Genomic DNA, 16,004 nt, shown 5'->3' on the forward strand with positions numbered 1-16,004 from the left:
CCCGCTCAGTAGTGGCTCAGGTGTGCCTGCTTGACCAGGTCCTCGTAGAGGCGCGCGTAGGGCTCCACGGCCTGGCACCAGTTGAACGGCTGGGTCATCGACAGGCAGCGCATGGCATTGAGCAGGTCCTTCTTGCTGTAGATGTAGAAGGCCCGGCTCAGGGCTTCGCGGTAGCTGTCGACGGTCGACTCATCGAACAGGAAACCGGTGACGCCGTTCTCGATGGTGTCGGCCAGGCCACCGGTGTTGCGAGCCACCGGCAGCGACCCGAAGCGCTGGGCGTACATCTGGCTCAGGCCGCAGGGCTCGTAGCGCGAGGGCATCAGCAGGAAGTCACTGCCGGCGAACATGCGCCGGGCGTCGGTTTCGTTGAAGCCGATGCGCACGCCGATGCGGCCTGGGTGGCGCAGGGCCAGTTCGCGCATGGCCTGCTCCTCTTCCGGCTCACCGCGGCCGATGATCGCGATCTGCCCGCCTTGCTCGACGATGTAGTCGGCAACGCCCAGAGTCAGGTCCAGGCCTTTCTGGTAGACCAACCGCGAGACCACGGCGAACAGCGGCCCTTCGGACGGTTCCAGTTCGAACAGTTTGCGCACTTCGACGGTATTGCGTGCCTTGCCGTCCCAGTCGTTGATGCTGAAGTTGTGCTGCAGGTGCTGGTCGGTGGCCGAGTCCCAGCTTTCGTCGATGCCGTTGGGGATGCCGCCGAGCAGGCCTTGCTGGGCCTTGCTGGCCAGGAAACCATCGAGCCCGCAGCCGAATTCCGGGGTGGTGATTTCCTGGGCGTAGGTGGCGCTGACCGTGGTGATGTGGCTGGAGTAGGCAAGGCCGGCCTTGAGGAACGACAGCTTGCCGTAGAACTCCATGCCTTCCTGTTGCATGGCATGGTCGGGGATCGCCAGTTCCGGGCTGCAGCCACGGCTGTAGACGCCCTGATAGGCCAGGTTGTGAATGGTGAACAAGGTCGGCGTGTTCAGCCCGCGCCAGTGCATGTAGGCCGGCGCCAGGCCGGCGGGCCAGTCATGCGCATGCACCACTTCGGGCTTCCAGTGGATCTTGCCTTCGCCCGCCGCGATCTCGGCTGCAGCCAGGCCCAGGCGGGCGAAACGGATGTGGTTGTCGGGCCAGTCGCGGCCGTTGTTGGCGCCATAGGGGGTGCCGTCACGCTGGTATAGCTCGGGGCAGATCAGCACGTAGATGACCAGCCCGTCGGCCATGTCCATGCGGCCGATCTTGCACGGTGGCAGGGCCGCGTGGCCGCCGAGTTCGCCGACGATATGAATCGGGTTGTCGCTTTCCATCACCTGGCGGTAGCCGGGGATCAGCACCCGCACATCGTGCAGGTGCGCCAGCGCGCGGGGCAGCGCTGCAGACACGTCGCCGAGGCCGCCGGTCTTGACCAGGTCGGCGATTTCAGAGGTGACGAACAGGATCTTGCGCTTGTTCGGGTTGTGCTGGCGCTGGGCGCCGGGTGCCGTGCCTGTCTTGGCGAAGTCCGGGGTGAGCGGTTCGCGGTTGTCCGGGTTGAATGAATCTACGTGAGGCTCGACAGCGGCACTGATCATACTTCTCTCCGTCCCTAAGTGTTGGCAGGGTGCTGGCACCCGTTGCGATCTTTCGTGTTGGTCTCTCTGAATTTTGTCGTTGCGTAAAGCGATCCATGCCCCGAAGTCGTGCGCGCAGGCACAACGCGATCAGCATTCCGGCCGAAGGCGATTGGACTGGTTGGGGTAGGCGGGCCGTGCGAAGGAAGTCCTTTTGCGTTTGGCCTACTTAGTTGCTGACCCGCCACCGTTTCCAAAAGTTCGACTTTTTTTCGTCGCTCTTCCTCTGAGCAAATGGCGGGCCGAAACCTGAGTGTAGGAGAGCTGGAGATAAAAAGGTGACCCACTGGTCACTTTCGTTATGACGCGAGATAGACGCAAACGTTGGCGTGTGTGACCGGATATGAACAGGGGTGTTCGAGGGTGGGGCAAGGCTGATTGACGCGTGCGCCATCGGGTGGCTGGCCAGCGTGTCGCGCACCATGATGGGGCGAGATTTCTGCAGTGTGGGAGCGCGAAGCTCCCACCCAGGGAGGGGATGAATCAGAGGCTGACGGTTTTGCCGTCGCTACGTGCCTGTTCCAGCAACATGTGCAACTGAGCAACCTGCTGACGCAGCTGGTCACGTTCGTCCTTCAGTTTACGCAGCTCATCGCGGCGCACGGAGACATAGAGGGTCTGGGTTGGAGTAGCAGGCATCAAGGTACCCATGAGCACACCTCGCGGTTTTGGCTGGTGACAGTTAAAGCGTAGACGCTTCACGCGGCGCGCATTCTGAATTCTTTCTCCGCTCATGGGAACTTTTTTGTTTAACGTTGTCTCGCCGTTCGTCGCTGAACCCTCGGGCGCCGTGCTGGACTAATCTGAAAAGTTGAACTGTGTTTGTCATCCATTTCGAAAGGGGAGCATCGGCTCATGCAATTGGGAATCGTCGGGCTGGGCCGCATGGGCGGCAATATCGCAAGGCGGCTGATGCGCGCCGGCCACCAAACCGTGGTGCACGATCGTAACCGTGATGCCGTCGATACCTTGCATCGCGAGGGCGCCCTGGGCGCCCATGACCTCGGCGCGCTGGTGCAGAAGCTCAAGGCGCCGCGCGCGGTGTGGGTGATGCTGCCGGCTGGTGAGCCTACCGAGCAGACCATCGCCCAGCTGGCCGAACTGCTGGAGCCGGGCGATGCGATCATCGACGGCGGCAACACCTTCTATAAGGACGACATGCGCCGTGCGGCCGAACTGGGCAAGCGCGGCCTGCATTACCTGGATGTCGGCACCTCTGGCGGCGTCTGGGGCCTGGACCGCGGTTACTGCATGATGATCGGTGGCGAGAAGGACGTGTTCGAGCGCCTGGAACCGCTGTTCAAGGCGCTGGCACCGGGCGTCGGCGACATTCCGCGTACCCACGGCCGCAGCGGTGAGCACGCGCGCGCCGAGTACGGCTACATCCATGCCGGCCCACCGGGTGCCGGGCACTACGTGAAGATGGTGCACAACGGGATCGAGTATGGCCTGATGCAGGCCTACGCCGAAGGCTTCGACCTGCTGCGCAGCAAGGGCGGCAACGAACTGCCGGAAGACCAGCGCTTCGACCTTAACGTGGCCGAGATCGCCGAGGTCTGGCGCCGTGGCAGCGTGGTCACCTCCTGGCTGCTCGACCTCACCGCCGATGCACTGGTGGCCGACCCGACGCTTGCGCAGTTCAGTGGTTCAGTGTCCGACAGCGGCGAAGGCCGCTGGACCATCGACGCCGCCGTCGAACAGGCGGTGCCGGTGCCGGTGCTGTCCAGCGCGCTGTTTGCCCGCTTCCGCTCGCGCCAGCAGCAGGGCACCTATGGCGACAAGATCCTCTCGGCCATGCGCCTGGGCTTCGGTGGCCACGTCGAGAAAAAAGACTGATGACCAAACAGACCATTCCTGCTGCTCCGCCCTGCACGCTGTTCCTGTTTGGCGCCAACGGTGACCTGGTCAAGCGCCTGCTGATGCCGGCGCTTTACAACCTCAGCCGTGACGGTTTGCTGGACCGCAACCTGCGCATCGTCGGCGTCGACCACAACCCGGCCACGGCCGATGAATTCGCCGGGCGCCTGCATGCCTTCATGCAGGAGCGTGACAAAGGCGGCGAGGGCGCTGCCAAGTGCCTGGACGAAAAGCTCTGGGCACGGCTGGCCAAGCGCCTGGACTACCAGACTGGCGACTTCCTCGACCCTGCGACCTATGCGGCGTTGGCCAGGCGCATCGAAAAAACCAGCCACGGCAACGCCATCTTCTACCTGGCCACTTCGCCGCGCTTCTTCCCCGAGGTGGCTCAACGCCTGGGCGAAGCCGGCCTGCTCGACGAGTCTGCCGGCGGTTTCCGGCGTGTGGTGGTGGAAAAGCCCTTCGGCACCGACCTGGCCAGTGCCGAGGCGCTCAACGCCTGCCTGCTGAAGGTGATGAGCGAGCGGCAGATCTACCGCATCGACCATTACCTGGGCAAGGAAACGGTGCAGAACATACTGGTCAGCCGCTTCTCCAACGGCCTGTTCGAGTCGTTCTGGAACAACCACTACATCGACCATGTGCAGATCACTGCCGCCGAGACGGTCGGTGTCGAGACCCGTGGCGCGTTCTATGACACCACTGGTGCCCTGCGCGACATGGTGCCCAACCACCTGTTCCAGCTGCTGGCAATGGTGGCCATGGAGCCACCGGCGGCGTTTGCCGCCGATGCCGTGCGCGGTGAGAAGGCCAAGGTGATCGGTGCCATCCGCCCCTGGTCGGCAAAGATGGCCCTGAAGAACTCGGTGCGTGGCCAGTACATGGCGGGCAAGCAGGGCCGCAAGCCGCTGCCGGGGTATCGCCAGGAAAGCAACGTCGCAGCCGACAGCCAGACCGAAACCTACGTGGCGCTCAAGGTGATGATCGACAACTGGCGCTGGGCCGGGGTGCCGTTCTACTTGCGTACCGGCAAGCGCATGAGCGTGCGCGACACCGAGATCGCCATCTGCTTCAAGCCGGCGCCCTACGCGCAGTTTCGCGAGTCGGAGCTGGAACGGCCCAAGCCCAATTACCTGAAGATCCAGATCCAGCCCAACGAAGGCATGTGGTTCGACCTGCAGGCCAAGCGGCCAGGGCCCGAGCTGGTGATGGAGAACATCGAGCTGGGCTTTGCCTACAAGGACTTCTTCAAGATGACCCCGGCCACGGGTTACGAAACGCTGATCTATGACTGCCTGACCGGCGACCAGACCTTGTTCCAGCGGGCCGACAACATCGAGAACGGCTGGCGCGCGGTGCAGCCATTCCTCGATGCCTGGGCCCAGGGGGGCGAGGTGCATGAGTACCCGGCAGGGCAGGACGGCCCCGAAGAAGGCAATGAATTGCTGACTCGCGACAAGCGCGAGTGGCACAAGCTGGGGTGAAAATTCTTTGTTGCCTGCTCGGGCCTCTTCGCGGGTAAACCCGCTCCCACAGGGGTTTGAGTACTCCTGTAGGAGCGGGTTTACCCGCGAAGAGGCCCGAGCAGGCAACCTCATAAAGGAGGTTGAATGCCCGCCCACATCGAAGACTACGCCCTGCTCGGCAACTGCCGCAGCGCCGCCCTGGTCAGCCGCGACGGCTCGCTCGACTGGCTGTGCCTGCCGCGCTTCGACGCCCCGGCCGTGTTCGCCGCGCTGCTGGGCAACGAAGAGAACGGCCGCTGGCGCCTGGCGCCCAGCGACCCCGTCGAGCACAGCAGCCGCCAGTACCTGGGCGACACCCTGGTGCTGGAAACCACCTGGGTCACGGCCAGCGGCCGCGCCCGGGTGCTCGACTTCATGCCGCTGGACGAGGTCAACGCGGTGGTGCGCATCGTCGAGGGGCTGTCAGGTGAAACCAACTTTGAAATGGACCTGGTGCTGCGCTTCGACTACGGCCGTAGCGTGCCGTGGGTAGAGAAAATCGACCCGCTGACCCTCAGCGCGGTGGCCGGCCCCGATCGTGTGATCCTGCGCAGCAGCGTGGTACCCCACGGCCTCGACCACCACACCGTCGCCCGTTTTCGCGTGGGGGCGGGTGAGCGCCAGCTCTTCAGCCTGCGTCACCAGCCCTCGCACTTGCCGGTGCAACCCGACTGCGACATCGACCAGGCGCTGCAACACACTCTCACGCACTGGCAGGCGTTCGCCGACCGTTGCCCTGAGGTCGGCCCCTACACTGGCCTGGTGCGCCGCTCGCTGCTCACCCTCAAGGCCATGACCTACGCGCCCACCGGCGGCATCGTCGCCGCGGTCACCACCTCGCTGCCCGAACGCATCGGCCACGAGCGCAACTGGGACTACCGCTTCTGCTGGCTGCGCGACGCCACCATGACTTTGCTGGCGTTCATGAACCTCGGCTATTTCGACGAAGCCCAGGCCTGGCGCGAATGGCTGCTGCGTTCGGTGGCCGGCAACCCTGAGCAGATGCAGATCATGTATGGCCTGGCGGGCGAGCGCGACCTCACCGAGTACACCTTGCCCTGGCTGGCCGGCTACGAACACTCGCAGCCGGTGCGGGTCGGCAATGCGGCATCGGAGCAGGTGCAGCTGGACATCTACGGCGAACTGGCCGACGCCATGACCCAGGCGATCAAGGGCGGCCTGCCGCGCCACCCACGCAGTGCAGCGATTTCCCGGCTGATCCTGCCTTATGTCGAGCGCATCTGGCGCGACCCTGACGAGGGGCTCTGGGAAGTGCGCGGTGGCCGTCAGCATTTCGTCCATTCCAAGGTCATGGCCTGGGTCGCCTTCGACCGTGCGGCGGGGCTGGCCGACACCACCGAGGAAGGCCGCGAGCAAGGCCGGCACTATCGGCAGGTGGCTGACGAGATCCATCGGGAGGTCTGCGCGCGCGGGCTCGATGGCAGCGGCCAGCACTTCGTCCAGGCCTATGGTTCGAGCGAGATGGACGCCAGCCTGTTGCAGATCGCCCTGACCGGCTTCCTGCCGGCCGAGGACCCGCGCTTTCAGCGCACCCTGGCGCAGATCGAGCAGCGCCTGCTGAAGAACGGCCTGCTGCTGCGCTACGACAGCGACAGCTGCAGCGACGGGCTGACGCCGGGGGAGGGCACGTTCCTGGTCTGCTCGTTCTGGCTGGCGGATGTGTACGTGCTGCTGGGGCGCGAGGCCGAGGCCCAGGCGCTGTACGAAAAGCTCACCGGGCTGTGCAACGACGTCGGCCTGCTGGCCGAGCAGTACGACCCTGCCGGCAAGCGCATGCTCGGCAACTTCCCCCAGGCGTTCAGCCATATCGGCATCATCAACACGGCGCTGAACCTGCACCGGGCAGAGTGCCCGGTGCGCGATCGGGCGCGTTGTGGTTAGGGATCAATTTAGTGTGTGACGCATTGCGTCACACATGATATTTTGCTTCGTGTGATGCGTGGGGTCACACTCTGGCTGTCTCCCAAATGGACGCGGCGAGCTACCCATGATCATCAGTTTTCGACACAAGGGACTGCGATTCTTCTACGAAACGGGTAACACCCGGGGTATTCAGGCCACTCACGCAAAACGCTTGAAGCGGCAGCTGCAGTTTCTCGACCGCGCCATCGTTGCGCAGGACTTGAGCCTGCCAGGCTGGCAACTGCATCCGCTCAAGGGCGAGCTTTCGGGTTTCTGGTCAGTGAGTGTTTCCGGTAACTGGAGGTTGATCTTTCGTTTCGTGGGTTCGGATGTCGAATTGGTCGATTACCTTGATTATCACTGAACAGGAGGGCTGATCATGCCTTTGCACAATCCGCCGCATCCCGGCGAAACCTTGCGTGAGGATGTCTTGCCAGCGCTTGGCCTGACGGTTAAGGCCTTCGCAGCGCATCTGGGTTTTTCTCGAGAAGCGCTTTCGCGGGTACTGCATGGCCGCGCGGCCATGTCGCCAGACCTGGCACTGCGCCTGGAAATGGCAGGTATCAGCACTGCACGGCTGTGGCTCGCCATTCAGGCCGACTATGACATCTGGCAGGCACGCCATCGCCATCAGCCCGTCATCGCCCGGTTATTTCAGGCGGCCTGATTCAATCGGGTGAAAGTACCGGAGTAGACTAAGGCAACCCCATTCGGCAAGGAGCACGCATGAGCGTTCGTGGTCACGATCGGCAGATCGACAACATCGAGTTCAACGTCAGCGACATCGCACGGAGCAAGGCTTTCTATGGCAGCGTGTTCGGCTGGCGCTTCACCGACTACGGGCCGACCTACACCGAGTTCAGCGATGGTCGCTTGACCGGCGGTTTCACCACCGGCGAAGCGGTGCGGCCGGGCGGGCCGCTGGTGATCCTGTATGCGGACGACCTGGAGGCCACGCTACAGCGGGTCGAGGCGGCCGGGGCAAGCATCAGCCGGGCGACCTTTGCCTTTCCGGGTGGCCGCCGTTTTCACTTCATCGACCCGGACGGGTACGAGCTCGCTGTGTGGACGGCCCAAGCCTGATGGCCAACCACAAGATCGAAATCCGCCGTCGCAATATCGAGAAAATCCTCGTCGCCGCAGAAAAGGTGTTCGCCGAAAAAGGCTATGGCGCCACCTCGATGGGTGACATCGCCGAACAGGCCGAGCTGCCGCGTTCCAACCTGCATTACTACTTCAGCACCAAGGACGAACTGTTCCGCGCGGTGCTGCAGGACCTGCTGGATGTGTGGAAGCAGGACGCGCTGTGCTTCGAGAATTTCGATGACCCGCGGGTGGTGCTGACCAGCTACATCCGCGCCAAGATGGGCCACTCACGATCACGGCCGCTGGGCTCGAAGATCTGGGCCGAGGAGATGCTGCATGGGGCGCCGGTGCTGGGGGTGAACCTCGCTGAGAGCCTGGTGCCTTGGGCGAAGCTCAAGGAAGACAAGATCCGTCGCTGGGTGACGGAGGGGCGCATCCTGCCGGTGGAGCCTTCGGCGCTGCTTTACATGATCTGGGCCTCGACCCAGCACTATGCCGACTTTGGTTATCAGGTGGCGTTGCTGAACGAAGGCGAGCCATTGTCGGACCTTGCGTTCGAAAGTGCGGTGCAGACGGTGACCTGCGTGATCTTGCGCGGAATAGGCCTGGAGCCATGAGTGAATGGGGCTGCAAAGCAGCCCCATCGATCTCCTGGCCTCAGCTGGCCTCGCGGTAGGGGTTGCGCGGATCCTGGGTCCAGTTCAGGTAAGGCTTGCCGGTATCCTGCGCCACCATCTCGATGCAATTCTCCACCGGGCAGGTGATCTGGCATAGGTTGCAGCCCACGCATTCGTCCTCGATCACGCTGTAAGCATGGGTCCCGTCTGCCTTCAAGGTGCTGGCAATCGCCTGGTGCGAGGTATCCTCACAGGCAATGTGGCAGCGCCCGCAACCGATGCACGCCTCCTGGTCGATCTGTGCCACCGACTTGTAGTTGATGTCCAGGTACTTCCAGTCGGTGGTGTGCCCCACGGCCTGGCCGCGGAAGGCCTCGAGGTTGCGGTGGCCGTGCTGGTCCATCCAGCGTGCCAGGCCATCTTTCATGTCTTCGACAATGCGGAAGCCATGCAGCATCGCCGCGGTGCACACCTGCACCGCACCGCTGCCCAGGGCGATGAACTCGGCAGCATCGCGCCAGTTACCGATCCCGCCGATGCCGCAGATCGGCAGCCCACGGGTTTCCGGGTCGCGAGCGATTTCAGCAACCATGTTCAGTGCGATCGGCTTGACTGCCGAACCGCAGTAACCGCCGTGGGTGCTCTGGTCGCCGACGATGGGGTGGGCGACCATGCGGTCCAGGTCGACGCTGGTGATCGAGTTGATGGTGTTGATCAGCGACACCGCATCCGCGCCACCGCGATGGGCTGCGCGGGCCGACTGGCGAATATCGGTGATGTTCGGCGTGAGCTTGACGATCACCGGCAGCGAGCAGTGCAGCTTGCACCAGCGGGTGACCATCTCCACGTATTCCGGCACCTGGCCGACCGCCGCGCCCATGCCGCGCTCAGGCATGCCGTGGGGGCAGCCGAAGTTCAGCTCGATGCCATCGGCGCCGGTGGCTTCCACCAGCGGCAGGATGAACTTCCACGACTCCTCCACGCACGGCACCATCAGCGACACGACCAGTGCGCGGTCGGGCCAGTCCTTCTTCACCTGGGTGATTTCCCGCAGGTTGATCTCCAGCGAACGGTCAGTGATCAGCTCGATGTTGTTGATGCCCTGCACCTGGCGGTTGGGGCCGTAATGCGCGGAATAACGTGACGACACGTTGACCGCCGCCGGGTCCTCGCCCAGGGTCTTCCAGACCACGCCGCCCCAGCCGGCCTCGAAGGCACGGACCACGTTGTAGGCCTTGTCGGTCGGTGGCGCGGAGGCCAGCCAGAAGGGGTTGGGCGCCTTGATGCCGGCGAATTCGATGGACAGGTCGGCCATTTACGCTGCCTCCACGTTGAGCATGAGTTGGGCATGGATGGCTTCGGCGGCCAGCTTGCCGTGTTGCACGGCCTGGACGGTGAGGTCCTGGCCCAGCGCGGTGCAGTCGCCGCCGGCGTACACGCCCGGGAGGCTGGTGCGCATGTGGTCGTCGACGCGGATACGCTCGCCGTCACGCGCCAGTTGCGCGGCGACCGGGTCGCCGAGGCTGGCATCGTCGAAGCGTTGGCCGATGGCCTTGAAGATGGCGTCAGCGGCCAGCTCGTAGGTCTCACCGGTGTCACGCAGACGGCCGTCGGCCAGTTCGGTGCGCATGAAGCGCATGCCGCGCACACGGCCGTCGTCATCGAGCAGTACGGCATCGGGGCGGGCCCAGGTGTGCAGGCGCACCTGGTTGGCCTTGGCGATGTCCTGCTCATGGCCGGTGGCGCCCATGTCGGCGTGGCCGCGGCGGTACACCAGGTTGACGTCGCGGGCACCCAGGCGGCTCATCTGCACGGCCATGTCGATGGCTGTGTTGCCGGCGCCGATCACCAGGCAGCGGTCGGCCAGTGGCAGTTGCGTCAGGTCGTCGGCCTGGCGCAGTTCACGGATATACGCGGTAGCGGCGAGCAGGCCGGGGGCTTCTTCGTCTGGCAGGCCGAGTTGGCGCACAGCGTTCAGGCCCAGGCCGAGGAACACCGCGTCGAACTGGTCGCGTAGCTCGCCGAGGCTGAGGTTGGCGCCCAGGCGCTGGCCGTGACGGATCTCGATGCCACCGATGCCAAGCAGGAATTCCACTTCGCGCTGGGCATAGTCGTCCACCAGCTTGTAGCGGGCGATGCCGTACTCGTTGAGGCCGCCGGCCTTGTCGCAGGCTTCGAACACCACCACGTCATGGCCGTGCATGGCCAGGCGATGGGCGCACGACAGCCCGGCGGGGCCGGCACCGACCACGGCGATGCGCTTGCCGGTAGCGGGCGAGCGCTTGAACGGGTGTTCGCTGAAATGGGCATTGTCCAGGGCGTAGCGTTGCAGCTGGCCAATCAGCACCGGCGCGCATTCCTGGGCATTGTTGCGCACGCAGGCTTGCTGGCAGAGGATTTCGGTAGGGCACACGCGGGCGCAGCTGCCGCCGAGGATATTGGCCGACAGGATGCGCTCGGCGGCGCCTTGCAGGTTCTCGTCGCTGATGCGGTGGATGAACGACGGGATGTCGATTTCACTCGGGCAGGCGTTCACGCAGGGGGCGTCGTAGCAGTACAGGCAGCGGGCGCTCTCGACGGCCGCCTGGCGGGCGGTGAGGGGTGGGGCCAGGTCGGTGAAGCGCTCGGCCAACTGGTCGCTGCCGGCGCGCGGGCGCGGCAGATGGTTCAGGGCATCGATCACGGTTGTAGCCTCTCTTTTTTTTATGGATGCAGACGAGCGGAATCGCGTTGGATTCTGGGGGTGCTTTGCACCCCTTTCGCGACGCAAGGCCGCTCCCACAGGGGCTGCGCAGCAGCCCCGACGGCCTCAGCGCTGAACGGGTGTCGGGCGCTGTTGCTCGGCGCGTCGGCCCAGCACCTCGTACACCGAGGGGTAGGCCGGGCGCTCCACGTAACGACCGGCACCCGGTTCGGCGCGCAGGTCGCCATCGGCCCAGAGCACCTTGCCCTGGCTGATGGTGTGGCTGGGAATACCGCGCACGGTGCGGCCTTCGAAGATGTTGAAGTCGACCCGCTGGTGGTGGGTCTGGGCGGAAATGGTGCGCGTGCCCTGTGGGTCCCACAGCACCAGGTCGGCGTCGGCGCCGACGCGGATGGCACCCTTGCGCGGGAACAGGTTGAAGATCTTCGCGGTGTTGGTCGAGGTCAGGGCGACGAACTCATGCATCGACAGGCGCCCACTGTTCACCCCGGCGTCCCACAGCACCGCCATGCGGTCCTCGATGCCGGCAGTGCCGTTGGGGATGCGGCTGAAGTCGTTGCGGCCCATGGCCTTCTGCTCGGCGCAGAAGCAGCAGTGGTCGGTGGCGGTGGTGTGCAGGTTGCCCGATTGCAGGCCGCGCCACAGCGCCTCCTGATGCTCGCGCGGGCGGAACGGTGGGCTCATCACATAACCGGCGGCGGTCGCCCAGTCCGGGTGTCGGTAGACGCTGTCGTCGATCAGCAGGTGGCCCGGCAGCACTTCGCCGTACACCGGCTGGCCCTTGGCCCGGGCGTAGGTGATTTCGTCCAGCGCTTCACGGCTGGAGATGTGCACCACGTACAACGGCGTGCCGATGGTCTCGGCAATGCGGATGGCGCGGCTGGCGGCTTCGCCTTCGACTTGTGAAGGGCGCGACAGCGGGTGCGCTTCCGGCCCGGTCAGGCCCTGGGCCAGCAGTTTCTGTTGCAGGTGGTAGACCAGTTCGCCGTTCTCGGCATGCACCGTGGGCACAGCGCCCAGTTGCAGGCAGCGTTCGAAGCTGGCCACCAGGGTGTCGTCGGCCGCCATGATGGCGTTCTTGTAGGCCATGAAGTGCTTGAAGCTGTTGACCCCATGCTGGTTCACCAGCTCGCCCATTTCTTCGGCGACCTGCTCGCTCCACCAGGTGATGGCAACGTGGAAACCATAGTCGGACGCACTCTTCTGCGCCCAGCCGCGCCAGGTATGGAAGGCCTCCAGCAGTGACTGCTGCGGGTTGGGGATGACGAAGTCGATGATCGAGGTGGTGCCACCGGCCAGCCCTGCGGCGGTGCCGCTGAAGAAGTCCTCGCTGGCGACCGTGCCCATGAAGGGCAGCTGCATGTGGGTGTGCGGGTCGATGCCGCCGGGCATCAGGTACTGGCCGCTGCCGTCGAGGATCTCGCAGTCGGTAGGGGCTTCGAGGTCTTTGCCGATGGCGCGGATCTGGCCATCGACACACAGGACATCGGCGGGATAGCTCTCTTCATGGGTAACCACGGTGGCGCCACGGATCAACAGGGACATGCCGTCTTCCTCGCAGGCTGACCGGTCTGTGCCGGTTCTTGGAATTGTTGTATTGGCCATGGCCTGGAGGCTGGTTCAATCCTGTCAGACCTGACAAGAATCGAGGCTAGTTGCTGATTGGCATTTGAGCAAGAAAATATTCCAGATGAAGCTTGTGGTCATTATGTTGCTGATAAATATGAATAACTCTGAAAAAAGTGAGGCGGGTGGTGCTTTCCATTCATGCTGTCTGACTTGACAGGATCAAAAAATAGGCAAGATTTTCTACGCGAATCCAGCAGTTTCCAGCGTGCGTTTACTCCGGCCATCGCATTAGCCCGATGAGCATACAAATACAAGAAATCTGGAGAAGGCCCCATGCAACAGAGCAGATCGGAAGTGATCGAGCAGGCAGGCCTGTTCGAGCTGTCCGCGGGCAGTGACGTTCTCGACAGCCCGCGCTACAACCACGATATCGCACCGACCAAGGTGCACCAGCGCACCTGGAACAAGTGGCACATCACCGCGCTGTGGGTGGGCATGTCCATCTGCGTGCCCACCTACACCCTCGGCGGCGTGCTCACGGCCTACTTCGGCCTGAGCGTGGGCGAGGCGCTGCTGGCGATTCTGCTGGCCAACCTCATCGTGCTGATCCCGCTGACCCTCAACGCCTTCCCCGGCACCAAGTACGGCATCCCGTTCCCGGTGCTGCTGCGCTCGTCGTTCGGCATCCTCGGCTCCAACGTGCCGTGCCTGATCCGCGCGGTGGTGGCCTGTGGCTGGTTCGGCATCCAGACAATGTTTGGCGGCCTGGCCATCCACCTGTTCCTCGGCTCGATCTTCGACGGCTGGAAGGCGCTGGCCGGTACCGGCGAGGTGATCGGTTTCATGATCTTCTGGGCGCTGAACCTGTGGGTGGTGCTGCGCGGTGCCGAGTCGATCAAGTGGCTGGAGACCCTGTCAGCGCCGCTGCTGGTGGCGGTCGGCTTCGGCCTGCTGTTCTGGGCCTTGCCGCACATGTCGATGAGCGAACTGCTGGCCCAGCCGCCCAAGCGTCCGGAAGGGGCCAGCGTGGTCGGCTACTTCTGCGCCGGGCTAACGGCCATGGTCGGCTTCTGGGCCACGCTGTCGCTGAACATTCCCGACTTCAGCCGTTATGCGAAAAGCCAGAAGGACCAGATTCTCGGGCAGGTCTTCGGCCTGCCGCTGACCATGTTCCTGTTCGCCTCGTTGGGTGTGGTGATGACCGCCGCTTCGGCGTCGCTGGTGGGTGAAACGGTGTCCGACCCGGTCAGCCTGATCGGCAAGATCCACAGCCCCGGCTGGGTGGCGCTGGCCATGGCGCTGATCGTGATCGCCACGCTGTCGACCAACACCGCCGCCAACATCGTCTCGCCGACCAACGACTTCCAGAACATCGCCCCGCGCCTGATCGGGCGCAGCCGCGCCGTGTGGCTGACCGGTTTCATCGGCCTGGCGCTGATGAGCCACGAACTGCTGAAGAAGCTCGGCTGGATCGTCTCCGACATCAGCCTGGAAAGCGTCTATTCCAACTGGTTGCTGGGCTACTCCAGCCTGCTCGGGCCGATCGCCGGGATCATGGTGGTGGACTATTTCCTGATCCGCCGCCAACGCCTGGACCTGGCCGGCCTGTACCGCGACGACGTGTACCCGGCGTGGAACTGGGCGGGTTTTGCCGCCTTCGCCTTGCCGGTGGCGCTGACGTTGCTGGCCATCGGCAACAGCAGCTTCAGCTGGTTCTACGACTATGGCTGGTTCACCGGGTCGCTGCTGGGCGGGGCGCTGTACTACGCCCTGGGCGGCATGGCGGTGCGCGGGCCAGCGATCGCGCCAGCGCAAACCAATAAAAATGCCTGAGGAGAAACACCATGAGCCAATCCCAGCCTGTGCTGACATCCACCGAGCGCCACGTCGACAGCGCACGCCTGTGGCAATCTCTGATGGACCTGGCCCGTCTCGGCGCCACGGCCAAGGGCGGCGTGTGCCGGCTGGCACTGACCGACCTCGACCGCCAGGCACGCGACCTGTTCGTCCAATGGACCGAGGCCGCCGGTTGCAGCGTCAGCGTCGATGCGGTGGGCAACATCTTCGCCCGGCGCCCTGGGCGTAACCCCAAGCTGCCACCGGTGATGACCGGCAGCCATATCGACACCCAGCCCACCGGCGGCAAGTTCGATGGCTGTTTCGGCGTGATGGCCGGGCTGGAAGTGCTGCGCACCCTCAACGACCTGGGCATCGAGACCGAGGCACCGCTGGAAGTGGTGGTGTGGACCAACGAAGAAGGCTCGCGCTTCGCGCCGTGCATGATGGGGTCGGGTGTGTTCGCCGGCAAGTTCACCCTGGAAGAAACCCTGGCCAAGCACGATGCCCAGGGCGTTTCGGTAGGCGAGGCACTGAACGCCATCGGCTATGCCGGCCAGCGCCCGGTGCTCGGCCACCCGGTCGGTGCCTACTTCGAAGCGCATATCGAACAGGGGCCGATCCTCGAAGACCAGGCCAAGACCATCGGCGTGGTGCTCGGCGCCTTGGGGCAGAAGTGGTTCGACCTGACCCTGCGCGGCGTCGAAGCCCACGCCGGCCCGACCCCGATGCACCTGCGCAAGGACGCCCTGGTGGGCGCTGCGGCCGTGGTCGAAGCCGTCAACCGCACCGCCCACGCCCATCAGCCACACGCCTGTGGCACGGTCGGTTGCCTGCAGGCCTACCCCGGTTCGCGCAACGTTATCCCCGGTGAGGTGCGCATGACCCTGGATTTCCGTCACCTGGAGGGTGATCAGCTGGACGCGATGATCGCCGAAGTGCGTGCGGTGATCGAGGCGACCTGTGCCAAGCACGGCTTGAGCCATGAACTGGTGCCTACGGCGGACTTCCCGGCGTTGTACTTCGACCGCGGCTGCGTCGATGCCGTACGCCAGTCGGCCCAGGCCCTGGGACTACCACACATGGACATCGTCAGCGGGGCAGGGCATGACGCGATCTTCCTCGCCGAGCTGGGGCCGGCGGGGATGATCTTCGTGCCTTGCGAGAATGGCATCAGCCATAACGAGATCGAAAACGCTACGCCCGAGGACCTGGCGGCAGGTTGCGCGGTGTTGCTGCGGGCCATGCTGGCGGCGTCGGAGGCGATCGCCCGCGGGCGCCTGGCAGCATAGCAACGCACTGA

At 64.4% G+C, this 16,004-nt stretch carries 14 protein-coding genes; 9 read left to right on the forward strand and 5 right to left on the reverse strand.

Features of this window, described 5'->3' with window-relative positions; genetic code table 11:
- Positions 1-5: 5 nt before the first annotated feature.
- Entirely contained in the window at positions 6-1,565 is a 1,560-nt protein-coding gene (glgA, locus tag J7573_RS03290; protein WP_294325626.1) for a glycogen synthase GlgA, read from the reverse strand.
- A gap of 522 nt (positions 1,566-2,087) precedes the next feature.
- Positions 2,088-2,255 (reverse strand): DUF6026 family protein, encoded by a 168-nt coding sequence (locus J7573_RS03295; RefSeq protein ID WP_165837327.1) that lies wholly within the window; start codon positions 2,253-2,255, stop codon positions 2,088-2,090.
- A 204-nt stretch (positions 2,256-2,459) separates the two neighbouring features.
- On the opposite strand from J7573_RS03295, the gene gnd reads away from it, so the two are divergent.
- From gnd to J7573_RS03330, 7 genes are all read left to right on the forward strand, one after another.
- Positions 2,460-3,440 carry a phosphogluconate dehydrogenase (NAD(+)-dependent, decarboxylating) gene (gnd, locus tag J7573_RS03300; RefSeq protein ID WP_294325629.1) on the forward strand — a complete coding sequence of 327 codons (981 nt, stop codon included), beginning with the start codon at positions 2,460-2,462 and terminating at the stop codon, positions 3,438-3,440.
- Complete coding sequence (gene zwf, locus J7573_RS03305; RefSeq protein ID WP_294325632.1) at positions 3,440-4,945, forward strand: glucose-6-phosphate dehydrogenase; 1,506 nt, start codon at positions 3,440-3,442, stop codon at positions 4,943-4,945. Before gnd ends, zwf begins: the two co-directional genes overlap by 1 nt.
- A gap of 126 nt (positions 4,946-5,071) precedes the next feature.
- Positions 5,072-6,868 (forward strand): glycoside hydrolase family 15 protein, encoded by a 1,797-nt coding sequence (locus J7573_RS03310; protein ID WP_294325635.1) that lies wholly within the window; start codon positions 5,072-5,074, stop codon positions 6,866-6,868.
- A gap of 106 nt (positions 6,869-6,974) precedes the next feature.
- A complete protein-coding gene (locus J7573_RS03315) occupies positions 6,975-7,253 on the forward strand; it encodes a type II toxin-antitoxin system RelE/ParE family toxin (RefSeq protein WP_294325637.1) in 279 nt (92 codons plus the stop codon).
- A 15-nt stretch (positions 7,254-7,268) separates the two neighbouring features.
- Positions 7,269-7,556, forward strand: coding sequence for a HigA family addiction module antitoxin (locus J7573_RS03320; protein ID WP_294325638.1), 288 nt, complete (start codon positions 7,269-7,271; stop codon positions 7,554-7,556).
- 59 nt (positions 7,557-7,615) lie between these two features.
- Positions 7,616-7,972: a VOC family protein gene (locus tag J7573_RS03325; RefSeq protein ID WP_294325639.1), complete on the forward strand. Its 357-nt coding sequence runs from the start codon at positions 7,616-7,618 to the stop codon at positions 7,970-7,972.
- Positions 7,972-8,592, forward strand: a complete 621-nt coding sequence (locus J7573_RS03330; RefSeq protein ID WP_294325963.1) for a TetR/AcrR family transcriptional regulator — start codon at positions 7,972-7,974, stop codon at positions 8,590-8,592. The genes J7573_RS03325 and J7573_RS03330 overlap by 1 nt, the downstream gene beginning before the upstream one ends.
- Before the next feature lie 40 nt (positions 8,593-8,632).
- On the opposite strand, the gene preA is transcribed toward J7573_RS03330, so the two are convergent.
- From preA to hydA, 3 genes are all read right to left on the reverse strand, one after another.
- Positions 8,633-9,907, reverse strand: coding sequence for an NAD-dependent dihydropyrimidine dehydrogenase subunit PreA (gene preA / locus J7573_RS03335; RefSeq protein WP_294325640.1), 1,275 nt, complete (start codon positions 9,905-9,907; stop codon positions 8,633-8,635).
- Entirely contained in the window at positions 9,908-11,275 is a 1,368-nt protein-coding gene (locus J7573_RS03340) for an NAD(P)-dependent oxidoreductase (RefSeq protein ID WP_294325642.1), read from the reverse strand.
- 126 nt (positions 11,276-11,401) lie between these two features.
- A complete protein-coding gene (hydA, locus tag J7573_RS03345; protein WP_261940790.1) occupies positions 11,402-12,841 on the reverse strand; it encodes a dihydropyrimidinase in 1,440 nt (479 codons plus the stop codon).
- Between the two features lie 357 nt (positions 12,842-13,198).
- Here hydA and J7573_RS03350 point away from each other — a divergent pair, with 357 nt between their 5' ends.
- Together J7573_RS03350 and J7573_RS03355 are read left to right on the forward strand one after the other, a co-directional pair.
- Positions 13,199-14,698, forward strand: coding sequence for an NCS1 family nucleobase:cation symporter-1 (locus tag J7573_RS03350; protein ID WP_294325647.1), 1,500 nt, complete (start codon positions 13,199-13,201; stop codon positions 14,696-14,698).
- 11 nt (positions 14,699-14,709) lie between these two features.
- Complete coding sequence (locus J7573_RS03355; RefSeq protein ID WP_294325649.1) at positions 14,710-15,993, forward strand: Zn-dependent hydrolase; 1,284 nt, start codon at positions 14,710-14,712, stop codon at positions 15,991-15,993.
- The last annotated feature ends 11 nt before the right edge of the window (positions 15,994-16,004 follow it).

Source organism: Pseudomonas sp. (assembly GCF_017744435.1).
Classification (GTDB): domain Bacteria; phylum Pseudomonadota; class Gammaproteobacteria; order Pseudomonadales; family Pseudomonadaceae; genus Aquipseudomonas.